Source organism: Giesbergeria sp. (genome assembly GCF_028686475.1).
Classification (GTDB): Bacteria; Pseudomonadota; Gammaproteobacteria; order Burkholderiales; family Burkholderiaceae_C; genus Simplicispira.
On the sequence record NZ_JAQUCA010000005.1, the window covers coordinates 160,416 to 183,274 of the forward strand.

The window sequence follows — 22,859 nt, forward strand, 5'->3', positions numbered from 1 at the left end:
GCACCAGCTTACAAGCTCTATCGGTGTGTGCGTAGGGCATTTTTCCAGCGCAGGGCCTTCGATTCAATCGCGTACCAAGAAATCAAGGCCGCCAGTACCGACAGCACCCCCGAGGCCGCCAGCACCGCCCAACCATTCCAGTCGGGATAAAAATGCACCACGGCTTGCTGAATCGGGAATCCATACAAATACACACCATACGACAGGTCGGGCCATCCCTCTGGTTCAGGCCACACTGGGCTAAATGCCATCACCGCACTGATCAAGAACCACGCCAAGGTGGCCACACGCAACAAATCCAACCAAGGCCAAAATAAACTGCTCGGCGGCGTGTACCACAAGGCAACGCTGGCCACCAGCACCAGCACGGCGGGCAACATCCATCCCAGTGGCAACCAGACCCGCCCTTGGTAGAGCAACATGCCACAGATAAAAGCCGCGTAATAGCGCGGCAGGGCCTCAGACAAAATGCTTGCACCAAACAAATTAAGCGCGCTGCCCCAGAGCGTAGCGGCCAGCAAAGCAGCGATACCTAGCAGAATGCTCCATCGAGGGGATTTCAACACCCCTAAGCTCCCGAGTAGCAACACGCCCAAATAGCAGGTCAGTTCAATCGGCAAAGTCCAAAAGGTTCCGGTCACGCCCGCCATCAGCGGATTGCCTTGGAACACCCCCGGCAAATCCAGCACATTACGCAGCAACAAATTGCCGACCACATAGTTGGCCGTTTGTGGATGCGACCAATAAGCAGCTGTTGGCAAAACAGAGACCATCCACCCCAGCAACAAGGCAAACACCATGCAGCCCCACATGCCCGGCATGATGCGTAAACAACGGTGCCAAACAAAAACGGCCACACTGCGGTGGCGGTGCCAACTTTGGGTAATCAGATAGCCACTGATGATGAAAAACACCATCACCCCCAAACCAGCAATGCCACCCAAGGCCGGAAACACTCGCAACAAATCATGCGGCGGCTTGTTGCTCAGTGCAAAGGAATGAACCAACAGCACACAAAACGCCGCAAAGTGCCTCAGTAACCAATAGTTCTGCTTCGGGCCAGCCAGACCCAACTCCACATCATTGAAATTTTTTTGCATGTAAGGGATGAAATTCGGTAGTTTTGCCGTGCTTTTCCGGCTTTTGCTGGGGATGATTGTGCTGTAACAGCCGTGTCATTCAACTGCGCTAAGCTGTATGGTATTGGCAACACGCAGGACACCAGCACATGGCTTCTATCGCACCCATAGCTTGTGAACAAGTGCTCACCTTTCTGTCACCGGCCTTGCGCCACGGCCAAGGGCTGCTGGCCAAGTTGGTACGCTCTGGACGGCTGCATTGTGTCTTTCAACCCTTGGTCGATTTACGCTCCGGCAACATCCATGCCCACGAGGCTCTGATTCGCGGCCCCGAAGGCAGCGCTTGCTACGCCCCCGATGTGCTGTTGGACTTGGCCCGGCGCGAGCAGCTGCTGCAAGAGTTTGAATTGTTTTGCGCTTATACCGCCTTGCAGACTTGGGGCCAGCTGGGGACAGGTGGGCGTTTGTTCGTCAACATCAGTGCCAATGCCTTGGTACAAGCGCTTAGCTTGTCTAGCACCCCCAGATTGGCCAGCGTAGTGCGTAGCTGGGGGGTTAAAGCGCGCATGGTGGTGCTAGAAATTACCGAGCATGAGCGCGTCGCCGATATGGCACGCCTGTGCCATGCAGTGCAAAGCGTGCGTGCCGCCGGAATGCAGTTGGCTTTAGATGATTTTGGCGATGGCCGCTCCAGCTTGCGCGTGTGGTCTGAAATCAAGCCCGATTTTGTCAAAATCGACAAATACTTTGTGCGCGACATCAGCGCCCAATCCCAAAACTGGCAAATGGTGCAAGCCATCAAAGGGATTGCCCAAGTGTTTGGCACCACCTTGATTGCCGAAGGGATAGAAACCACCGCTGATTTGCAGGCCATGCGTGAACTGGAGATTCCCTATGGCCAAGGCTGGCTGCTAGGACGGCCAGCGCGCCATACCCAGCGGGCTACATCGTGCAACGACGGCCAAGCCGCCCTCCAGCTAGAAGCACTGGCGGCCTGAAGCTTACACACTCTACATCGCTTGGCAAACCATCGGGCATGGCTTGGGCAAATCTGTGTTGCATCGCTAAAATCGGGGGTTGGTACTTTTCTGTTTTTACCCCCCTTCCAAGGACTCACATGTCTCTGTTCACCGCCGTCGAAATGGCCCCCCGTGACCCTATTTTGGGCCTGAATGAGCAATTCAACGCCGACACCAACCCCAACAAGGTCAACTTGGGCGTGGGCGTGTATTTCGACGACAACGGCAAACTGCCGCTGCTGCAATGCGTGCAACAAGCCGAAGCCGCGCTGATGGCCAAACCCACCGCCCGTGGCTACCTGCCCATTGACGGCTTGGCCGCTTACGACAATGGTGTCAAGGCGCTGGTGTTTGGTGCCGACTCTGAACCCGTCAAAAATGGCCGTGTAGCCACGGTGCAAGCCATTGGCGGCACCGGCGGCCTGAAAATCGGTGCCGACTTCCTGAAAAAAATCAGCCCCGATGCCAAAGTATTGATTTCTGACCCGAGCTGGGAAAACCACCGCGCCCTGTTCACCAACGCCGGTTTTGTGGTGGACACCTATGCCTACTACGATGCCGACAAACGCGGCGTGAACTTTGACGGCATGTTGGCCAGCTTGAACGCTGCCGCCCCCGGCACCATCATTGTGCTACACGCCTGCTGCCACAACCCCACCGGCTACGACATCACCCCCGCGCAGTGGGACCAAGTGGTGGCCGTGGTCAAGGCCAAAGGCTTGACGGCTTTCTTGGACATGGCCTACCAAGGCTTTGGCCACGGCATTGCCGAAGACGGTGCCGTAATTCAAAAGTTTGTCGCTGCCGGTTTGAGCTTCTTTGTCTCGACCAGCTTCTCCAAGAGCTTCAGCCTGTATGGCGAGCGCGTGGGTGGCCTGAGCGTGTTGTGCGAAAGCAAAGAAGAAGCCGACCGCGTGTTGTCGCAGCTGAAAATCGTGATTCGCACCAACTACTCCAACCCCCCCACCCACGGTGGCGCGGTCGTGGCAGCCGTGCTGGGCAATGCCGAACTGCGCGCCCTGTGGGAAAAGGAACTGGGCGAAATGCGCGTGCGTATCAAGGCGATGCGCCAAACGCTGGTCGATGGCCTCAAGGCTGCTGGCGTGCAGCAAGATATGTCGTTCATGACGCAGCAAATCGGCATGTTCAGCTACTCGGGCCTGAACAAAGACCAAATGGTGCGCCTGCGTAGCGAGTTTGGTGTCTATGGCACCGACACCGGCCGCATTTGCGTGGCCGCGCTCAACAGCAAGAACATTGATTATGTCTGCCAAGCCATCGCCAAGGTGATTGCCGCCTAAACCTGCTGTGCGGTTTTAGCCCATAAAAAACCCCGCCAAATGCTTGGCGGGGTTTTTTTATCGCGTTAGCAGCAACTTAGGCGGCTTGCGCTTGCAATTGAGCGTGCATCTCTTGCACCGAAATCACATCCAGCTGGTCGATGTATTTCATGCCTTCTACCGCTGCTTCGGCACCGAAGATGGTGGTAAAGGTAGTCACACGCGCCAACAGCGAGCTGGTACGGATAGCGCGCGAGTCGGCAATCGCGTTGCGGCGCTCTTCGACCGTGTTAATCACCATCACAATGTCATTGTTTTTGATCATATCGACAATGTGCGGGCGGCCTTCGGCCACTTTGTTCACCGTTTGCACCGGCACACCGGCTTCGGCAATCGCGGCAGCCGTGCCTTTGGTAGCGCACAGGGTAAAGCCCATTGCCACCAGTTCGCGCGCAATCGCAATCGCACGCGGTTTGTCGCTGTTACGCACCGTGAGGAACACCTTGCCTGCGGTAGGCAGCTTGGTGCCTGCACCCAGTTGGCTTTTCACGAAGGCTTCGCCAAAGGTTTTGCCCACGCCCATGACTTCGCCGGTCGATTTCATCTCGGGGCCGAGGATGGTGTCCACACCGGGGAATTTGACGAACGGGAACACCGCTTCTTTCACGCTGAAATAGGGCGGGGTCACTTCCTTGGTGATACCTTGGCTGGCCAGCGTCTGACCGGCCATGCAGCGTGCTGCTACCTTGGCCAACTGGATGCCCGTAGCCTTGGAAACAAACGGCACGGTGCGCGAAGCACGCGGGTTCACTTCCAACACATAGATGATGTCTTGGCCGTCGGCTTCTTGAATCGCAAACTGCACATTCATCAGGCCGACCACGCTCAAGCCTTGGGCCATCGCAGCGGTTTGGCGCTTGATTTCAGCCACGGTTTCGGCCTTGAGGTAGTACGGCGGCAAGGAACAAGCCGAATCGCCCGAATGCACGCCCGCTTGCTCGATATGCTCCATCACACCACCGATGAACACCTGGCCGGTGTTGTCGCGCACACAGTCCACATCGCACTCGATGGCGTTGCTCAAGAAGCGGTCCAGCAGCACCGGGCTGTCGTTACTCACCTTCACGGCTTCGCGCATGTAACGCTCCAAATCGCGTTGCTCATGCACGATTTCCATCGCGCGGCCACCCAGCACGTAGCTGGGGCGCACCACCAGCGGGTAGCCCAGCGCGGCGGCTTTTTCCAGCGCATCGGCTTCGGTGCGGGCCGTGGCGTTGGGCGGCTGCTTGAGGTTGAGTTCATGCAGCAGCTTTTGGAAGCGTTCGCGGTCTTCGGCGGCATCAATCATGTCGGGGCTGGTGCCGATAATCGGCACGCCTTCGGCCTCTAAGCCCAGCGCCAGCTTGAGCGGCGTTTGGCCACCGTACTGCACAATCACGCCCACCGGCTTTTCTTTGTCGACGATTTCCAGCACGTCTTCCAACGTCACCGGCTCAAAATACAGGCGGTCGGAGGTATCGTAGTCGGTCGAGACGGTTTCGGGGTTACAGTTGACCATAATGGTTTCGTAACCATCTTCGCGCATCGCCAAAGCGGCGTGCACGCAGCAGTAGTCAAACTCAATCCCTTGGCCGATACGGTTCGGGCCACCGCCCAGTACCATGATTTTTTTCTTATCGGTAGGCTCGGCCTCGCACTCTTCTTCGTAGGTCGAATACAGATAAGCGGTGTTGGTAGCAAATTCAGCGGCGCAGGTATCGACACGCTTATAGACCGGGCGCACCTTCAGGGCGCGGCGCTGGTCGCGCACGGCCTTTTCGGTGGTTTTGAGCAGCTTGGCCAAGCGGCGGTCTGAAAAGCCTTTCTTTTTCAGCGCCAGCAAGGTAGCCGCATCCAATTGGGCCAAAGCGGCATCCGCATGGCTGGCGGTGAGTTGGTCTAGTTCCAGCTCAATCTTGACGATTTCTTCAATCTGCACCAAGAACCACTTGTCGATTTTGGTCAGGTCGTGGACTTCATCCACCGACAAGCCCATCGCAAAAGCATCGCCCACGTACCAGATACGCTCGGGGCCGGGTTCGCCCAGTTCTTTTTCCAAGATTTCGCGATCTTGGGTTTTTTCGTTCATGCCGTCCACGCCCACTTCCAAACCGCGCAGGGCTTTTTGGAAGGATTCTTGGAAGGTGCGACCCATCGCCATCACTTCGCCCACCGACTTCATTTGCGTGGTCAGGCGGTTGTCGGCAGCCGGGAATTTCTCGAAGGCAAAACGCGGAATCTTGGTGACCACGTAGTCAATCGACGGCTCAAACGAGGCCGGGGTGGCACCGCCAGTGATTTCGTTCTTCAGCTCATCGAGCGTGTAGCCCACCGCCAGCTTGGCCGCCACCTTGGCAATCGGGAAGCCCGTGGCTTTGGAAGCCAACGCCGAGGAGCGCGAGACACGCGGGTTCATCTCAATCACCACCATGCGGCCATCTTTGGGATTGATGGAGAACTGCACGTTGGAGCCGCCGGTATCGACGCCAATCTCGCGCAGCACCGCCAAACTGGCGTTACGCAGGATTTGGTACTCTTTATCCGTCAGGGTTTGGGCCGGGGCCACGGTGATGGAATCACCGGTATGCACGCCCATCGGGTCCAAGTTTTCAATCGAGCAGATGATGATGCAGTTGTCCGCCTTGTCGCGCACCACTTCCATCTCGTACTCTTTCCAACCCAGCAGCGATTCTTCAATCAGCAGCTCATTGGTGGGCGAGGCTTCTAAACCGCGCTTGCAGATGGTTTCAAACTCTTCCGGGTTGTAGGCAATGCCGCCGCCGGTGCCACCCAGCGTAAAGCTGGGGCGAATCACGGTCGGGAAACCGACGCTCTTTTGCACCGCCCAAGCCTCTTCCATGCTGTGGGCAATGCCAGAACGGGCCGAGCCTAGACCAATTTTGGTCATGGCATCTTTGAACTTGAGGCGGTCTTCGGCCTTGTCGATAGCCTCGGGGGTGGCACCAATCAACTCGACCTTGTATTTTTCTAGCACGCCGTGGTGCCACAAATCCAGCGCGCAATTGAGCGCCGTTTGGCCACCCATCGTCGGCAAAATGGCATCGGGGCGCTCTTTGGCAATGATTTTTTCTACCGTTTGCCAGGTAATCGGCTCAATATAGGTGACATCCGCCGTGGCCGGGTCGGTCATGATGGTGGCAGGGTTGCTGTTGATCAGAATGACCTTGTAACCCTCTTCGCGCAGCGCCTTGCAGGCTTGCACGCCGGAATAATCGAACTCGCAAGCCTGGCCGATGATGATCGGGCCAGCGCCGATGATGAGAATGCTTTTTATGTCTGTACGTTTTGGCATGGTGCGTCGATCAGTCGATCGTGGTTTCGGCGGCCAGGGGGCTGGAGGGAGGCTGGGCGGCCTCGCGCCGCAGCTTCAACTTGTCTATCAAGGCCTGCGCCCGTTCAGGCGGGAGGTTCTTTTGCATCAACTGCAATAGGCCATCGCCTTGGATCAGGGGGCGCAGAACTTCGGCTTCGGCCTCATAAAACGCTACCTCCCAATCTTGCATCGCTTCGGCAAAGGTCGCATCATCCCAAGTTTTACCTTTGGCCACCAAAGTCACCAAAGGCAGGGCCTTGTTGTCGATGAAAGCCTTTTTGTAAGGCTTTTGCTGCCAACGCTCTACAAACCATTCTTTGTGCGGCGAAGGCAAGGTAGCAATGCGCTTGAAGATGGCTTTCTCCAGCGATGCAGTGGGGAAGCTAAACAGTTTCATGGGGCAGCTCTGGGTGCAATGGCGTGCGCCTTAGGACGTGGCTTGAGCAGCCTGCATGAGCGCGGTGAAGCGGTCAAACAGGTAAGCGATGTCGTTCGGGCCGGGCGAAGCCTCGGGGTGGCCTTGGAAGCAGAAGGCGGGTTTGTCGGTGCGCTCCAAGCCTTGCAGCGTGCCATCAAACAAGCTGATGTGCGTGGCGCGCAAGTTCGCAGGCAACGATTCCAGCTCGACGGCGAAACCGTGGTTTTGGCTGGTGATGCTGACACGGCCATTGTCCAAGTCTTTGACCGGATGGTTGGCACCGTGGTGGCTGTTGTCCATCTTGAAGGTTTTAGCCCCCGAGGCCAGCGCCATGATTTGGTGGCCCAAGCAAATGCCAAAGGTGGGCACGCCGGATTCGATGATGGTTTGGGCAGCGGCAATGGCGTAATCGCACGGCTGTGGGTCGCCAGGGCCGTTGGACAGGAACACGCCATCGGGGTTCATTGCCAGCACTTCGGCAGCGGGTGTCTTGGCGGGCACGACGGTGAGTTTGCAGCCACGCTCGGCCAGCATCCGCAGGATGTTTTTCTTCACGCCAAAATCATAGGCCACCACATGGAAGCGGGGCGCGGTTTGCTGGCCGTAACCTTGGCCCAGTTTCCACTCGGTTTGTTCCCACGGGTAGGCGGCGCTTGTCGTTACGACTTGGGCCAAATCCAAGCCCTTCATGGGCGGGGCAGCTTTGGCAGCGGCAATGGCTTCGTCAATACGCGCTTGCGTAACCGCTTCACCCACAGCCAAACCAACGATAGCACCGTTTTGTGCGCCTTGGCTACGCAACAAGCGCGTGAGCTTGCGCGTATCAATATTGGCGATGGCCACGGTGTTCTCGCGCACCAAATACTGTGACAGCGTTTCGGTGGCGCGGAAGTTGCTGGCCAGCAAGGGCAGGTCTTTGATGATGAGGCCTGCGGCATGGACTTTGTCGGCTTCGACATCCTCGGCATTGACACCATAGTTGCCAATGTGCGGATACGTGAGGGTCACGATCTGCTGGCAATAGCTGGGGTCTGTCAGGATTTCTTGGTAGCCGGTGATAGAGGTGTTGAACACCACTTCACCAACGGTAGTGCCGGTGGCACCAATCGAATTGCCGATAAAGACCGTGCCGTCTGCGAGCGCCAGAATGGCGGGCGGGAAGGTTCCCTGTAGAGACAATAGCACTGGGTTCTCCGGTTTGGTTACGGGTACGCCCAGCGGAGCAGGAGACAGGATGGAGTCTCATGCAAAAGCTCTTGTGGGGGTCGGCTATGAAGCTGCGCTAGGCGTAGAGGATGCGTAAAAGCCGCCCATTATAGCCAATGGCCGTGGTTTCTGAATGGCACTTTCAGGGAAAACCCGTGGCCTCAAGTGGCTGAAGCAGCGGCAACCGCAGCCACCGCGCTGGCGTGCAAGCAAATGGCGGCAGCAGCAGCCACATTGAGCGATTCTTCGCCGCCCGGTTGGCCAATGCGTACCGACAAAGCCGCATGGGCCGCCACGGCCTCGCCCACGCCTTGGCCTTCGTGGCCCAAGGCCCAAGCACAGGGCCAAGGCAGGGTTTGCTGCTGAATCAAAGCGCCTTGGTGCGAGCTGGTGACAATCAAAGGCAACTGCAAAGCCTCTAAAGCCTCGGGTTGCAGCCCTTCAATCAGGCGCAAACCAAAATGCGCGCCCATACCGGCGCGCAGCACCTTGGGTGCCCACAATGCCGCTGTCCCCTTGAGCGCCAGCACTTGGATAAAACCAAAGGCCGCAGCGCTACGTAAAATAGAGCCTACATTGCCTGCATCTTGTACCCGGTCTAGCACCACGGTGGGGGCATCGGGCAGCACGGCGGGGGTGCTGGGCGAATCCATGATGTAACCCATCTGCGCGGGCGACTCTAGCCCGCTAATGTCGGCAAACAGCGCTCGTGGAATCACGACCACGCGGCCTGCCCCTTGTACCCAGGCGGCGGGCACGTTGGGCCAGAGGGCTTCGGAAAACACCGCTATCGCCGGTTGCAGGCCGCGCGCCAAAGCGGCGCGGCACAGATGGTCGCCCTCTAGCCAAACCCGGCCCTGCTTGCGGTAGGCGGTGCTGTCTTGGGCCAGACGGCGCAAGTCTTTCAGCAGGGGGTTATCGCGCGATTGGATGGGGGTGGGAATAATTTTCATTCGAATCTAGGTGAGCCTATCCCAGTCTTTGCGGAAGCTCTTGGCGTAGTCTGCGGCGCGCGGAAAAGCGGCGCGCTTACTCGCTGCGCTTCTTTTCAAGGTCATCGAACAAGGCGTTGGCAGTGGCAAAACGGGCGCGGTGTGGGCTGGCAATGGCATCGGCCTCAGTCATCGCGGCGCGCGTTTCGGCATTGGGAACTTGGAGCGCAAAGGGCAATTGCTTCTCGGCCACCACGCGGGTTAAAAACACGCGCACCGCATCAGAAACCGACAAACCCATAGCGGCCAAGGTTTCGGTGGCCTGTGCTTTGATTTGCTCGTTGATGCGAACATGAACCATTGAAGTGGCAGCCATGATGATCTCTAAACTTGAGTGAGATACATTGTATTACGGCTGCTGTTGCACCTGTACGCGCCGTTCTACGTCGTCCAGCACCTTGGCGGCGCGCACATCCAGCGCCATGCACAGCCGCATCAGCATACGCACGCTGGGGCTGTTGCGCCCCAACTCAATCAGTGACAGGTAGTTGCGATCCATCTCGACGCGCAGCGCCAACTCGGACTGGCTCCAGCCCCGTTCGGTACGCAATTTACGTAGCGCCTGCCCCAATGCCTGATCCACCACATCGCCCATGCCGCAAGGTTGCGACAAGGTGCGTCGAGCTTACCGCATATAAGTTGGGTGCTGTAAGTTTTTTTCATTTCAAGCGGCTGTTCGTATCTAGGAACAGGCATCAGCTTGGGTTCAAACAGTGCAAAAACTTCTGATAGCTAACTTATACGGCAGAATGGAGGACTTATGCTTTTTCACCTTGTTTTTTACGATTGCAGGCAGCACCGACACCACCTGTCGCAGCTGCCGTGTAAAGTGGCTCATCGCCCTACGCCACCACACCCATGAACCAGCCTGCCCACCGCCCAGCCAGCGCCAAAGGAGAAAAACTGGCCCAGCGCCTGTCGCACATCTTGGCGCTGCTGCACCAAGGTGGCAGCTTGGACAAGCACCAGTTGGCGCAACAGTTTGGCGTGGATGTGCGTACCATTGAGCGCGATTTGGGCGAGCGCCTGCGCGACATTGCCGAGCGCAACCCAGAAGGACAGTGGCAATTGGCCCGCCACCGGCGCAGCACCATTCCAGCCCAGTACCTGCACCAGTACGCGCAGTTGGCAGGCACTGAGCATCTGTTTCCCGATTCCAGCTTGCCGTATTTGCTGGGGCAACTGGAAACCCCCACGCCACAACGCGCCACCCAGGTGCAAGCGACCCCGCACGAAGATTTAGAGCCCCAAAGCACCACCTTTGCCCTGTTGCAACGTGCGATTGAGCAGCACCACGAATGCCGCTTTAGCTACAAAGACAAGCCACGCTTGGCCCAGCCTTACCGACTCATCCACAAAAACGGCATTTGGTATCTGGCGGCTGAAGAAAGCGCACTGCTGAAAAACTTTAGCGTGGCGCTGGTCCAAGGGCTGCAAGTGGACAAGGCCAGCCGCTTTAGCCCCAAGCCTGAGCATCAGGATTACATCAACAGTAAGGATGATGTGTGGTTTACCTCATCCCATTACACACAAGTCGGTGGGACTTTTCTGGGATGTGAAAAAAGTACGTTATTTGCTTAAATTTTGTGCAAATTTGGTACTTTGGAGGGTAGTTGGCTGGCTGCAAAAGACCGGCTTTTCATCTAATTTTGGAAAATTTTCCACATAACCTATTGTTTTTAAAAGAAAAATACTTGTGTGTAATGGGATGCACCAGAGACATCACCGCAGTTTTCTCATTTTGTAGCTTATAGACTACAATGAACCCATGTACGAGTTGCGTCATTACTTCACACCGGATGGACAAGATCTTTTTGGTCGATGGCTGGACGGGTTGAAAGACCGTCAGGCGCAAGCGCGGGTGGCGGCACGGTTAATTCGTTTGAACAATGGTAATTTTGGCGACTGCAAGCCCGTGGGCGATGGCGTATGGGAGCTACGCATTGACTGGGGGCCAGGTTATCGGGTGTATTACGCTGTCGAAGGTGATCGCGTCATTTTGCTGTGCGAGGGCGGCGATAAACGCACACAAGCAGCTGATATCAAACGCGCCATTGCACGCTGGGATGAATGGCAGCACAGGAGCAACCCATGATCGAAACCATGAAGCATGATGACTGGCTGTTTCAGCAGCTTCAGGATGCCGAGTTTGCGGCAGAGTACCTGAATGCGGCCAGTGAAGATGAGGATCCAACAACCTATCTCACCGCTTTGCGCAAAGTGGTTGAGGCGCGTGGCGGTGTAGCGGCAGTGGCCCAAAAGGCGCAGCTGTCACGCGAGAGCCTGTACCGCACGCTCTCAAGCCGGGGCAACCCGACCATCCGAACACTCAGCGCGGTGCTTAAGGCTACAGGTCTGAAACTAGGGGTGTACGCGCACTGACCAGCGCCCGCCGGGCCTTGGCCACCGGCGCAAAAGATTGGCGGTGCAGCGGACACGGCCCATGCTGTTGCAAGGCGGCCAAATGGGCGACGGTGCCATAGCCTTTGTGCAGCGCAAAACCATAATCGGGGTACTGGACATCGGCTTGCACGCACCAGCGGTCGCGGTACACCTTGGCCAAAATCGAGGCGGCAGAAATGGCGGGCACCAAGGCATCGCCTTTGACTATCGCTTCGGCGGGCATGTCCAGCCGGGGCAGGCGGTTGCCATCCACCAGCGCCATCGCCGGTTTCAGGCGCAAGCCCAGCACCGCGCGGCGCATGGCCAGCAGGGTGGCTTGCAAGATATTCAGGCGGTCAATTTCTTCGACGCTGGCTTGGGCAATGCTGCAACACAGGGCTTTGGCGCGGATTTCATCAAACAGGGCCTCGCGCCGGGTCGCAGTGAGTTTTTTGGAGTCGGCCAGACCGTCAATCGGATACAGCTCATCCAAAATCACGGCAGCGGCTACCACGGGGCCGGCCAAGGGGCCGCGCCCGGCCTCATCCACACCCGCCACCAAACCAGCGGGGTACCAAGGCAGGCAATGCTGTTCAGGCGGCAAGAATTTGTCGGAGGGCATCGGCGGCTAAAACAGAGGTGTTGCGGCGCAGGCTGTGGTGCAAATCGGTAAAACGCTGCTGCAAGGCACTCATGCGCTCGGGGGCGTGCTGGCGTGCGTCCAACCATTGCAGCACGGCACTGGCCAAGGCTTGGGGCGTGGCTGCATCTTGAATTAGCTCAGGCACCACAAAATCGCCACACAAAATATTGGGCAGGCCCACCCAAGGCTGCAACTGTTTGCGCCGCATCAAGCGCCAGCTCAGGGCTTGCATCCGGTAGGCAATCACCATCGGGCGTTTGAACAAGGCGGCCTCTAGGGTGGCGGTGCCGCTGGCAATCAGGGTGCAATCGCAAGCAGCCAGCGCGGCATGGGATTGTCCGGCCAGCAGCTGCACCATGCCTTGCAAACCGGCTTCTTGCACCATGCGCTCAATCGTGGTGCGCTGTGCTGGCACGGCGGGCAGCAGTAGCTTGATGTGGGGCTGCACCTGTCGCACCAGAGCAGCAGCTTGCAAAAAGGCGGGGGTAATGTAGTTGATTTCAGCAGCGCGGCTGCCGGGCAAAATCGCCAACACCGTATCCTCGGGCTGCAAACCCAAGGCTTGGCGCGCTGCGGCGCGGTCGGGTTCTAAGGGAATCACGCTGGCCAACGGGTGGCCAACATAACTGGCGGCAATACCGTGGCGCGCCAACAATGCAGGCTCAAACGGAAACACGCACAGCACATGGTCAGCTGCTTGGCGGATTTTTTCTACCCGTTCGGCCCGCCAAGCCCAAATCGACGGGCAAATAAAATGCACGGTTTTGACCCCAGCGGCGCGCAAATCGGTTTCTAGCCCCAAATTGAAATCGGGCGCATCCACGCCGATAAAGATGTCGGGCTTGTTTTGCAGCAAGCGCTCACGCAAGCGCCGCCGAATTTGAATGATTTCTGCCAAGCGGCGCAACACCTCCCAGCTGTAACCGTGTACCGCCAGTTTATCGCTGGGCCACCAAGCCTCAAAACCGCGCCGGGCCATTTGGGGGCCACCAATACCGTGCGTGGGCAAGCCGGGCCAATGGTGCTGCACGCCATCGAGCAGCAAGCCAGCCAGCAAATCCCCCGAGGCTTCGCCAGCCACCAAGGCGATGCGTGGAATATGCTTGCTCATGGGGCTGCCTAACGCGCAATACCGCGTGTTGAAGCCGCTAAAAAGTCCAGCAGCAAGGCAATATCATCGGCGGCATCAGGATGGCTGGTGAGCAACTCGGCAATTGCTTGGCGCGCCGCTTCTAGTGTTAAACCTTGGCGGTACAACAGGCGGTGCATTTGTTTAATGGCGGCAATGCGCGCCGCTGAAAAGCCGCGCCGACGCAAGCCCTCCACATTCAAACCACGCACCGCCAGCGGATTGCCATCCACCATCATGAAAGGGGGGACATCTTGCGAGATATGGCTGGCAAATCCGGCCATGACGTGCGCGCCCACCTTGGTAAACTGGTGCAAGCCCGTTAGGCCCCCGATAATGGCGTAATCCCCCACCTGCACATGCCCAGCCAGCGTGGCATTGTTGGCTAAAACGGTTTGGTTGCCCACCATGCAGTCGTGGGCAATATGCACATAGGCCATGATCCAGTTATCGTGGCCTATGCGCGTGATGCCTTGGTCTTGCACCGTGCCGGTGTTGAAGGTGCAAAACTCCCGAATAGTGTTGCGGTCGCCAATCAGCAAGCGGGTAGGCTCGCCCGCATATTTTTTGTCTTGGGGCGCTGCCCCCAACGAGGCAAACTGAAAAATCCGGTTGTCCTGCCCAATCGTGGTGTACCCTTCAATCACGCAATGGGCACCCACTGTGGTTCCAGCTCCAATGCAGACTTGCGGGCCAATCACTGTGTAAGGCCCAATGCACACGCTGCTATCAATCTGCGCGGCGGCATCGACCAACGCCGTAGGATGAATGTTGCTGCTCACAGCCCAACCCACCGCTACAGTTTAGGCCACATTACGCATGGTACACATCAGTTCGGCTTCGCAGGCCACCTCTTCACCCACGCGGCCTACGCCCTTGAACTTCCAAATGCCACCGCGCACCCGGTCAATGGTGATGTCTAAGATAAGCTGGTCGCCCGGCTCTACTGGGCGCTTAAAACGTGCGCTGTCAATGCCGACAAAATAATAGATGTTGTTCTCATCGGGCACTTGGCCCATCGCATCGAAGGCCAACAAACCCGCCGCTTGGGCCAGTGCCTCCAAAATCAGCACACCGGGCATGACCGGGCGGCCCGGAAAATGGCCGGTAAAGTAAGGCTCGTTGAAGGTGACGTTTTTGATGGCCCGGATGCGCTGGTTGCGCTCGAGTTCTAGCACCCGATCCACCAGCAAAAAAGGGTAGCGGTGGGGCAGTTGCTTGAGAATTGCGTGGATGTCCATCATGATGTGTGTGTTCCGTTCAGGCTGCGTCGATACTGCGCTCTAGCGCCTTGATACGCTCACGCAGCCGGTGTAGTTGTTTCAGGGTGGCAGCGTTCTTTTCCCATTGTGCATTGTCATCAATAGGAAACATGCCGGTGTAATGTCCGGGGCGGCGAATAGAGTGGGTAACCACGGTAGCAGCTGAGATATGCACCCCATCGGCTAAGTTCAAATGCCCTAGCACGATAGCGCCGCCACCAATCGTGCAATGTGCCCCAATGGTAGCGCTACCAGCCACGCCGACACAACCAGCCATCGCCGTATGTTGGCCAACGCGCACGTTGTGGCCAATTTGCACCAAGTTGTCTAGTTTGACACCGTCTTCAATCACGGTATCTTGCAAGGCACCGCGATCAATGCAGGTATTGGCTCCAATTTCAACATCGTCGCCAATACAGACGGCCCCCAATTGCTCGATTTTGAGCCACTGGCCGTTGTGCGGCGCAAAGCCAAAGCCATCGGCACCAATCACCACACCCGGATGCAAAATGCAGCGCGCACCAATACGGCAGCCCTCGGCCACCGTGACGCGCGATTTCAGCACCGTACCGGCCCCAATCACCGCGCCACGCTCCAGCACGCACAGCGGGCCAATATGGGCCGTAGGATGCACTTGGGCGCTTGCATCGACGATGGCACTGGGATGGATACCGGCGCGCAGCGGCGCGCTGTGGCGTTGCTTCCACAGTTGCGTGGTGCGGGCAAAGTAGACATAAGGGTCTTCAGTGACGATACAAGGCCCGCGCTCCAGCGCCAGCGCCCGCAGGGCTGGGGCCACAATAACGCAGGCCGCCCCAGAGGCGGCCAGTTGCTGCCGGTAGCGCGGGTTACTCAAGAAACTCAGTTCTTGTGGCCCGGCCACCTCCAGCGGGGCCAAGCGCTCGATGGGGGTTTGGGGGTCTCCCTCTAGTAGGCCACCCAACGCCGCAACAATATCACCCAGCAACAAGCTCACACGCGCCCCAGCAGCCCAAACTGCACCTTATTTGGCAGGGGCAGCATTCAGCGCCTTGATCACTTTGTCGGTGATGTCGTGCTTGGGGTTGATATACACCGCCTGATCGAGAATGATGTCGTACTTTTCAGTTTCGGCCACCTGCTTGACCACCTTGTTGGCGCGCTCTAGCACGGCAGCCAGTTCTTCGTTTTTGCGCGCGTTCAGGTCTTCTTGGAATTCGCGGCGCTTGCGCTGCAATTCGCGGTCTTGATCGACCAGTTGGCGTTGGCGCGCAATGCGCTGGCTCTCGGCCATCGTGGGCGCTTCGCGCTCAAACTTTTCGGTGGCCGTTTTCAAGGCGGTGCCTTGGTCCATGATTTCTTTGTCGCGGCGCGAGAACTCTTGCTCTAGCCGCGTTTGGGCAGCTTTAGCCGTGCCCGCTTCGCGGAAAATGCGGTCGGTGTTGACAAAGCCAGCCTTGAAATCTTGCGCCTGCACGGGGGCAGCTACGGCCAAAGAACCAAGCACCAGTGCCAGAGACAAAGAGCGAGAAAGTGTTTTCATCAGAAAGATGTTCCAATTTGGAATTGCAGTTTTTGGATTCTATCGCCAGCAAACTTACGCACCGGCTGGGCAAAGGCCAAACGCAGCGGCCCTAAGGGGGAAATCCAGCTCAAGCCCAAACCGACGGAGGCCCGCATATCATTCCAGCGTACATCTTGTTTGTCACCAAAAACATTGCCCGCATCGACAAAGGTAAACATACGCAAAGTGCGGTCATTGCCTGCACCGGGGAAGGGGGTAATCAACTCCAAGTTGAGCGTGACTTTTTTCGGGCCACCCAAAGAAGAGCCAGTGACATCGCGTGGCCCCAAAGTGCCTTGATCAAAGCCACGCACCGAGCCTAAACCACCCGAGTAGAAATTTTTGAACACCGGGAAAGGCCGCCCACCGATACCCTTGCCCCAACCCAACTCGCCGTTGAAGGCCAAGGTGAATTTTTTATTGAGCGGCACATACTCTTGGTATTGGTAATTGGCGCGCACATAGCGTGCATCACCAGCTACCGACCACTCCGAATTGAGGCGTTGGTAGCGGCCCGAATTGGGGGCCAGCGCACTGTCGCGGCCATCACGCGCCCAACCAATGGTCAGGGGGATGGAGGTGCTGGTATCGCCAAATTCGTCGGCATAGGCCATGTAGGCCGCTGGGATGTTGGTACCGGCCTTGATGTGGTTGCGCTCAGCACCGCCACCAAAAAACACGGTGTCGGTTTCGCTGAACGGTACTCCAAAGCGCATACTGGCCCCGGTGCTAATCAACTCGTAGTTGCCGCCTTGGTCTTGGTAGGGTTTGTTGGTGCGGTAGTACAAATCCAGCGTGCGCGAGATACCGTCGGCGGTAAAGTAAGGGTCGGTGGTACTAAACACCAAATTGCGGTTGTACTTGCTGGTGTTCACGTCAATGCCCAGGTAGTTGCCCGAGCCAAAGACGTTCTCTTGCTTGATAGAGAACGAGAACGATACCTTTTCGGCACTAGAAAAACCGGCCCCCAGTTGCAAAGAACCGGTAGGCTTTTCGGCCACGGTAATCACCAAATCAACTTGGTCGGGTGCGCCGGGCACTTCTTGGGTTTCAATGTCCACGCTGGTAAAGTAGCCCAAGCGGTCCACCCGGTCGCGCGAGAGGCGGATTTTTTCGCCGTCGTACCAAGAGGCTTCAAACTGGCGAAATTCACGCCGGATGACTTCATCGCGCGTGCGGTCATTGCCTGCCAGTTGGATGCGGCGCACATAGGCGCGGCGCGAAGGCTCGGCCTGCAAGGCCAGCGCCACGCGGTGGTTTTCGCGGTCGGTCTCGGGGGCCGCCTCGACCCGGGCAAAGGCAAAACCAAAATTGCCAAAATGCTCCGAAAAGGCTTTGGTGGTTTCGGCCACTTGGTCGGCGTTGTAGGGCTGGCCGGGGCGAATCGTGACCAAGGATTTGAACTCGTCCTCGCGCTCTAGGTAGTTGCCCTCTAACTTTACGCCCGAGACCACATACGATGGGCCTTCGGTGATGTTGACGGTGATGGAAATGTCTTGCTTGTCGGGCGAGATAGCCACTTGGGTGGAATCAATCCGAAACTCCAAATAACCGCGTTGCAGGTAATAAGAGCGCAAAGCCTCCAAATCGGCGTTGAGCTTAGAGCGCGCGTAGCGGTCGGATTTGGTGTACCAGCTCAACCAGCCGCCAGTGTCTTGGTTGAACAGGTCTTTGAGGGTGGCATCGCTGAAGGCTTGGTTGCCGACAATACGAATATCTTTGATGCGCGCGCTTTCGCCCTCGGTCACGGTAAAGCTCAAATTAACGCGGTTGCGTTCTACCGGGGTCACGGTGGTGACCACTTCAGCCGCATAAAAACCCTTGTTGATGTATTGGCGCTTGAGTTCTTGCTCAGCCCGGTCCGACAGGGCTTTGTCGTAGGGGCGGCCATCGGCCAAACCCACATCGCGCATACTCTTTTTGAGGGCCTCTTTGTCAAACTCGCGCGTGCCGGCAAAGTCCACTTCGGCGATGGTGGGGCGTTCTTCTACCACCACCACCAGCACATTGCCATTGGCCTCTAGGCGCACATCTTTGAACACGCCCAGCGCAAACAGGGCACGGATGGCCGCTGCGCCTTTGTCGTCGTTGTATTGTTCGCCCACGCGCAAGGGCATGGAGGCAAACACCGTGCCCGGCTCAATGCGCTGCAAGCCCTCGATGCGGATGTCTTGCACCTGAAAGGGCTCTAAGGCCCACGCTGCCTGGGCAGCAAAAATCATGGCAGTAACAGCCGCTGCTGTACCCATGCCAAAGCGCTGGAAATGTGTTTTCATGAATCAGGCCGCTGCCAGCAGGGTGCGCCAGCGGTGTACGTAAGAGGAGCCAATTAGCCAAAAATCCGGGTGAAATCGTTGAACAAGGCGATAGACATCATGAGCAGCAGCAAGGCAACACCACCGCGCTGCAAGCGCTCCATCCAGACATCCGACACGCCTTTGCCGGTTACGCCTTCCCAGAGATAATACATCAGGTGCCCGCCATCCAACACCGGCAAGGGTAGCAGATTGAGCACGCCCAAACTGACGCTAATCAGCGCCAAAAACAGCAGGTATTGGGTCAGGCCCATGCTGGCGGAGCGGCCAGCGTAGTCGGCAATGGTGATGGGGCCGCTCAGGTTTTTCAGTGAGGCTTCGCCTATCACCATGCGCCCCATCATCCGCAGGCTGAGTACCGAGACCTCCCAGGTACGCACGGCACCATGCCAAAGGCTTTCGCCCAAACCGTACTCTACGGTGATGAATTCGGGCGGCGCACCCACATAGGCACCAATGCGCGCCACGGCACCGCTGGGTTCTGGCACCAAATCGGGCGTAAGCTCTAGGCTGATGCTTTGACCTGCCCGCTCTAGCTGCCAGGTTTGCGTGATTGGCTGGCCAGCACGCACCGATTGGCGAATCAACTCGCGCAGTTGTTGTCCATCGACCACTGGCACGGCACCCACGCGCAACACCACATCGCCCTCGCGCAGGCCAGCGCGTTGACCTGCGCCGTCGGGGCTTACGCCACCAATCACTGGGCGCGTCCAAGGGGCAACAATGCCGACTTTGCGCAACAATTGGGCATCGGCTTCGCGCACATCTAATTGTTCTAAAGGCAAAAGCACCGAGCGCAAACGCGCTCCTTCGTCGGTCTGCACTTCTAAGCGGACGGGGGTGGCATCCAAAGCGGCTTGCGTGAGCAGCCAGCGCAAATCTTCAAATGAGCGCACTGGGCGTGGCTCCTCGCTGCCGATGGCGGCCTCGCGCACCCATTCGCCGCCTTGCAAACCGGCTTGGGCGGCCACGGAGCCGGGCACCGGGCTGGCGAGTCGGGCGACAGGTTCTTGGATGCCCGTCCAATTGACCAGCGCATACAGCAAAATAGCCAGCAACAAATTGGCCAGCGGCCCGGCGGCCACAATCGCGGCACGGGCGCGCAAGGGCTGGGTGTTGAAGGCCAAATGGCGCTGTTCAGGCGGTACGGGGGCTTCGCGTTCATCCAACATTCGCACGTAGCCACCCAGCGGAAAAGCCGCCAGCACAAACTCGGTACCTGATTGGGGCGATTGCCAGCGCAGCAACGGTTTGCCAAAGCCCACCGAAAAACGCAACACCTTGACCCCACAGGCCACGGCTACCCGATAGTGCCCGTATTCATGCACGGCAATCAGGATACCCAGCGCCACCACAAAAGCAACAATTGTCAGCATGGTTGCTGTGACTCCCAAAATGTGGATAGGTTCACGGAGCCATGCGCGCTGCCAGCTGTTGGGCGGCAGCGCGCGCTTGTGCGTCTAAGGCTAACAAATCTAGCAGGCTATCGGGTTGAGCGGGCACGATGGCCTCTAGGGTGGCGTGGTTGACGGCATGGATTTGGTCAAAGCGAATACGGCGCTCTAAAAAAGCCGCCACGGCTACTTCGTTGGCCGCATTGAGGATGGCCGTGGTGCCGGTGGGCGCTTCTAAGGCGTGCCATGCCAAGCGCAGGCCGGGAAAGCGCTCGGGGTGGCCGTGGTCGTCAATCGCCTCGAAGGTCATGGCCGACAGGGCATGAAAATCCAAAGCCGTGGCCCCAGAGGTGATACGTTCAGGCCACGACAGGCCATAGGCAATCGGCACGCGCATATCGGGCGTGCCCAACTGCGCCACCACCGAGGTATCACGGTATTGCACCATCGAGTGGATAATGCTTTGCGGATGAATCACCACCTCCAACTGTGCCGGAGCCAGCCCGAACAGGTAGCGCGCTTCAATCACCTCCAGCGCCTTGTTCATCATGGTGGCCGAATCAACCGAGATTTTGCGCCCCATCACCCAATTGGGATGCGCGCAGGCTTGCTCGGGCGTGACATCGCGCAGGGTTGCAGCGGCGCGGCTGCGAAACGGGCCACCGGAAGCGGTGAGAATGATTTTTTCTACCCGTTGCGCCCAAGTGGTCGGGTCTTGGGGCAAGGATTGGAAAATGGCCGAATGTTCGCTGTCAATCGGCAGCAGGGTAGCGCCACCTTGGCGCACCGCACGCATAAACACCTCGCCCCCCACCACCAGCGCTTCTTTATTCGCCAGCAGCAGGCGCTTACCGGCGCGTGCAGCAGCCAAGCAAGGCGCTAAACCCGCCGCGCCGACAATCGCGGCCATCACGGCATCGACCTCGGGATGCGCGGCAATGGTCTCTAGTGCATCGGGGGCGGTCAATACTTGGGTGTTTAAGCCTTGGGCTTGGAGTTTGTCCGCCAGTGCTTGGGCATGGGGCGCGCTGGCCATGACGGCATAACGGGGCCGAAACTGCGCGCATTGCGCCAGCAGCATATCCACTTGGGTAGCAGCACTCAGGGCAAAAACTTCAAAGCGCTCCGGGTGGCGCGCCAGCACATCCAAGGTGTTGCCACCGATAGAGCCGGTAGAACCCAGCACCGTAATCCGTTGTTTCATGGGTTTTGTTTGGTTTTGGCTGCTTAGAGCCAAGAGGAAAAGAGCATCGCCAAAGGCAGCGTAGGCAATAGGGCATCGACGCGGTCTAACACGCCACCGTGGCCGGGCAAGAGGCGGCTGCTGTCTTTGGCCCCGGCAGCACGTTTGATGAGCGACTCGACCAAATCACCGGCCACACTCATCGCCACCATAAACAATACCGCAGGCAAGAGCCACCACCAGCCCGGTTGGGCCAAACGGCTGAACAAGCTCACTACCGGGGTTTGCCAAGCAGCATCTGCGGCCACCCAGCCGCACGCCAGCAGCAACACGCCCAGCACCGCACCGGCCACGCCTTCCCAGGTTTTACCGGGACTGATAGACGGGGCCAACTTTTGGCGCGTAAAACGCAAACCAAAAGTACGCCCTGCTGCATAAGCGGCAATATCGGCCACCCAAACCAAGGCCAGCGCCGACAGCAAAAAGTTAATTCCGACCATGCGCGCTTGCACTGCCGCCAGCCACGCCAACCACAGGGCCAGCACGCCCGCCAGCAAACGCACTGCTGCCGGAATACGCGGCCAGCCAGCCACCCCTGCGCGTAGCATCAGCACTACACCCAGCAGCCAAAACAGCCCAGCCCCCAGCCATAGCGGTTGCAAACGCTGTTGCAACCAACCCAGCCACCAAGTAAGCAGGCACAGCAGTACACAACTTGCGCCCAAACCCAAGGAGGGCCACATGGCACAGCCATTGAGCCGCCCCCACTCCCAAGCGGCAGCAGCCATCAGCAGCAATACCACCAAAGCAAAAGGCACAAACGAGGGGTAGAGCAGGGCGGGCAACAAAACGGCCAGCAGGGCCAAAGCAGTAAGAACGCGCTGTTGCAGCATGGTGCCCTTTCAGGCGGGCAAAGAGGGGCTAGGCGCAGCCAACACTTGCTCGGAGGTTTTGCCAAAGCGCCGCTCGCGTGTGCGGTAATCGGCAATCGCGGCATCTAGCGCCGCTTCATCAAAATCGGGCCAGAGTTTATCGCTGAACAGCAGTTCAGAGTAAGCCGACTGCCAGAGCAAAAAATTGCTCAGGCGCATCTCGCCGCCGGTGCGAATCAGCAAATCGGGGTCAGGCACAGCCGACAAGGCCATTGCCGCATTGAGAGTGACTTCGGTAATCGGCTCGCCACGTGCGGCCAAACTGGCAGCGGCTTGGGCAATATCCCAACGGCCACCGTAGTTGAAGCAGATATTGAGTACCAAGCGCTGGTTGTGCGCGGTGGATTGTTCGGCCTGCTCTAGCCCGTGGCGCACTTTGGCCGACAAGCTGGCGCGGTTGCCAATAAAGCGCACACACACGCCGTCTTTGCACAGCTGGGGCACTTCACGTGCAATCGCCATTGCCAATAAATCGAGCAAGCCGCTGACCTCTTCCGCTGGACGGCCCCAGTTTTCGGAAGAAAAAGCAAACACCGTCAGTACCGCGACCCCGCGCTGGGCGCAGGCTTGCACGCAGCGGCGCAAGGCGGTGACACCTTGTTTGTGACCGGCCAAGCGGGGCAAAAAGCGGCGCTGCGCCCAACGGCCATTGCCATCCATCACGATGGCAATATGCCGAGGCACCGGCGCAGAAAAAGACGTGGACACA

General features: G+C 58.1%; 23 protein-coding genes. 5 read left to right on the forward strand and 18 right to left on the reverse strand.

Features of this window, described 5'->3' with window-relative positions; genetic code table 11:
* Positions 1 to 17 precede the first annotated feature (17 nt).
* Positions 18 to 1,100 (reverse strand): acyltransferase, encoded by a 1,083-nt coding sequence (locus tag PHX60_RS05260; protein ID WP_300075544.1) that lies wholly within the window; start codon positions 1,098 to 1,100, stop codon positions 18 to 20.
* Between the two features lie 128 nt (positions 1,101 to 1,228).
* On the opposite strand from PHX60_RS05260, the gene PHX60_RS05265 reads away from it, so the two are divergent.
* Both PHX60_RS05265 and PHX60_RS05270 read left to right on the forward strand, forming a co-directional pair.
* Entirely contained in the window at positions 1,229 to 2,077 is an 849-nt protein-coding gene (locus PHX60_RS05265; protein WP_366144334.1) for an EAL domain-containing protein, read from the forward strand.
* 119 nt (positions 2,078 to 2,196) lie between these two features.
* Positions 2,197 to 3,399, forward strand: a complete 1,203-nt coding sequence (locus PHX60_RS05270) for an amino acid aminotransferase (RefSeq protein ID WP_300075546.1) — start codon at positions 2,197 to 2,199, stop codon at positions 3,397 to 3,399.
* A gap of 76 nt (positions 3,400 to 3,475) precedes the next feature.
* Here the strand turns inward: PHX60_RS05270 and carB are convergent, their stop codons facing one another.
* From carB to PHX60_RS05300, 6 genes are all read right to left on the reverse strand, one after another.
* Positions 3,476 to 6,730, reverse strand: coding sequence for a carbamoyl-phosphate synthase large subunit (gene carB / locus PHX60_RS05275; protein WP_300075548.1), 3,255 nt, complete (start codon positions 6,728 to 6,730; stop codon positions 3,476 to 3,478).
* A gap of 10 nt (positions 6,731 to 6,740) precedes the next feature.
* Positions 6,741 to 7,148 (reverse strand): hypothetical protein, encoded by a 408-nt coding sequence (locus tag PHX60_RS05280; RefSeq protein WP_300075550.1) that lies wholly within the window; start codon positions 7,146 to 7,148, stop codon positions 6,741 to 6,743.
* Positions 7,149 to 7,178: 30 nt separating this feature from the next.
* Positions 7,179 to 8,354: a glutamine-hydrolyzing carbamoyl-phosphate synthase small subunit gene (carA, locus tag PHX60_RS05285; protein ID WP_300075552.1), complete on the reverse strand. Its 1,176-nt coding sequence runs from the start codon at positions 8,352 to 8,354 to the stop codon at positions 7,179 to 7,181.
* Between the two features lie 182 nt (positions 8,355 to 8,536).
* Positions 8,537 to 9,328: an RNA methyltransferase gene (locus tag PHX60_RS05290; protein WP_300075553.1), complete on the reverse strand. Its 792-nt coding sequence runs from the start codon at positions 9,326 to 9,328 to the stop codon at positions 8,537 to 8,539.
* 76 nt (positions 9,329 to 9,404) lie between these two features.
* On the reverse strand, positions 9,405 to 9,683 hold the full coding sequence (locus PHX60_RS05295; protein ID WP_300075555.1) for a type II toxin-antitoxin system RelB/DinJ family antitoxin: 279 nt from the start codon (positions 9,681 to 9,683) through the stop codon (positions 9,405 to 9,407).
* A 33-nt stretch (positions 9,684 to 9,716) separates the two neighbouring features.
* Positions 9,717 to 9,980, reverse strand: a complete 264-nt coding sequence (locus PHX60_RS05300; RefSeq protein ID WP_300075557.1) for a helix-turn-helix transcriptional regulator — start codon at positions 9,978 to 9,980, stop codon at positions 9,717 to 9,719.
* A 245-nt stretch (positions 9,981 to 10,225) separates the two neighbouring features.
* Between PHX60_RS05300 and PHX60_RS05305 the strand changes: the two genes are divergently transcribed.
* The 3 genes from PHX60_RS05305 (at position 10,226) to PHX60_RS05315 (ending at position 11,749) form a co-directional block, all read left to right on the forward strand.
* Positions 10,226 to 10,948 carry a WYL domain-containing protein gene (locus PHX60_RS05305; RefSeq protein WP_300075559.1) on the forward strand — a complete coding sequence of 241 codons (723 nt, stop codon included), beginning with the start codon at positions 10,226 to 10,228 and terminating at the stop codon, positions 10,946 to 10,948.
* Positions 10,949 to 11,135: 187 nt separating this feature from the next.
* Positions 11,136 to 11,462 carry a type II toxin-antitoxin system RelE/ParE family toxin gene (locus tag PHX60_RS05310; RefSeq protein WP_300075560.1) on the forward strand — a complete coding sequence of 109 codons (327 nt, stop codon included), beginning with the start codon at positions 11,136 to 11,138 and terminating at the stop codon, positions 11,460 to 11,462.
* Positions 11,459 to 11,749, forward strand: a complete 291-nt coding sequence (locus tag PHX60_RS05315; RefSeq protein ID WP_300075562.1) for an addiction module antidote protein — start codon at positions 11,459 to 11,461, stop codon at positions 11,747 to 11,749. The genes PHX60_RS05310 and PHX60_RS05315 overlap by 4 nt, the downstream gene beginning before the upstream one ends.
* Here PHX60_RS05315 and rnhB read toward each other — a convergent pair.
* Genes rnhB through uppS form a run of 11 tightly spaced genes read right to left on the reverse strand, consistent with a single transcriptional unit; the run spans position 11,715 to position 22,858 of the window.
* Positions 11,715 to 12,371, reverse strand: a complete 657-nt coding sequence (gene rnhB / locus PHX60_RS05320) for a ribonuclease HII (RefSeq protein WP_300075563.1) — start codon at positions 12,369 to 12,371, stop codon at positions 11,715 to 11,717. The two genes, PHX60_RS05315 and rnhB, sit on opposite strands and share 35 nt — an antisense overlap.
* Positions 12,343 to 13,503: a lipid-A-disaccharide synthase gene (gene lpxB / locus PHX60_RS05325; protein ID WP_300075565.1), complete on the reverse strand. Its 1,161-nt coding sequence runs from the start codon at positions 13,501 to 13,503 to the stop codon at positions 12,343 to 12,345. Before lpxB ends, rnhB begins: the two co-directional genes overlap by 29 nt.
* An 8-nt stretch (positions 13,504 to 13,511) precedes the next feature.
* Complete coding sequence (lpxA, locus tag PHX60_RS05330; RefSeq protein ID WP_300075567.1) at positions 13,512 to 14,303, reverse strand: acyl-ACP--UDP-N-acetylglucosamine O-acyltransferase; 792 nt, start codon at positions 14,301 to 14,303, stop codon at positions 13,512 to 13,514.
* Between the two features lie 21 nt (positions 14,304 to 14,324).
* Entirely contained in the window at positions 14,325 to 14,765 is a 441-nt protein-coding gene (gene fabZ, locus PHX60_RS05335) for a 3-hydroxyacyl-ACP dehydratase FabZ (protein WP_300075569.1), read from the reverse strand.
* Positions 14,766 to 14,781: 16 nt separating this feature from the next.
* On the reverse strand, positions 14,782 to 15,759 hold the full coding sequence (gene lpxD / locus PHX60_RS05340; protein ID WP_300075571.1) for a UDP-3-O-(3-hydroxymyristoyl)glucosamine N-acyltransferase: 978 nt from the start codon (positions 15,757 to 15,759) through the stop codon (positions 14,782 to 14,784).
* Positions 15,760 to 15,786: 27 nt separating this feature from the next.
* Entirely contained in the window at positions 15,787 to 16,305 is a 519-nt protein-coding gene (locus PHX60_RS05345) for an OmpH family outer membrane protein (protein ID WP_300075572.1), read from the reverse strand.
* On the reverse strand, positions 16,305 to 18,602 hold the full coding sequence (gene bamA, locus PHX60_RS05350; protein ID WP_300075573.1) for an outer membrane protein assembly factor BamA: 2,298 nt from the start codon (positions 18,600 to 18,602) through the stop codon (positions 16,305 to 16,307). The genes PHX60_RS05345 and bamA overlap by 1 nt, the downstream gene beginning before the upstream one ends.
* A gap of 53 nt (positions 18,603 to 18,655) precedes the next feature.
* Positions 18,656 to 20,017 carry an RIP metalloprotease RseP gene (rseP, locus tag PHX60_RS05355; RefSeq protein ID WP_300075575.1) on the reverse strand — a complete coding sequence of 454 codons (1,362 nt, stop codon included), beginning with the start codon at positions 20,015 to 20,017 and terminating at the stop codon, positions 18,656 to 18,658.
* 31 nt (positions 20,018 to 20,048) lie between these two features.
* Positions 20,049 to 21,239, reverse strand: coding sequence for a 1-deoxy-D-xylulose-5-phosphate reductoisomerase (ispC, locus tag PHX60_RS05360; protein ID WP_300075577.1), 1,191 nt, complete (start codon positions 21,237 to 21,239; stop codon positions 20,049 to 20,051).
* A 23-nt stretch (positions 21,240 to 21,262) separates the two neighbouring features.
* Positions 21,263 to 22,111: a phosphatidate cytidylyltransferase gene (locus PHX60_RS05365; protein ID WP_300075579.1), complete on the reverse strand. Its 849-nt coding sequence runs from the start codon at positions 22,109 to 22,111 to the stop codon at positions 21,263 to 21,265.
* Between the two features lie 9 nt (positions 22,112 to 22,120).
* Positions 22,121 to 22,858: a polyprenyl diphosphate synthase gene (gene uppS / locus PHX60_RS05370; RefSeq protein ID WP_300075580.1), complete on the reverse strand. Its 738-nt coding sequence runs from the start codon at positions 22,856 to 22,858 to the stop codon at positions 22,121 to 22,123.
* Between the last annotated feature and the right edge of the window lies 1 nt (position 22,859).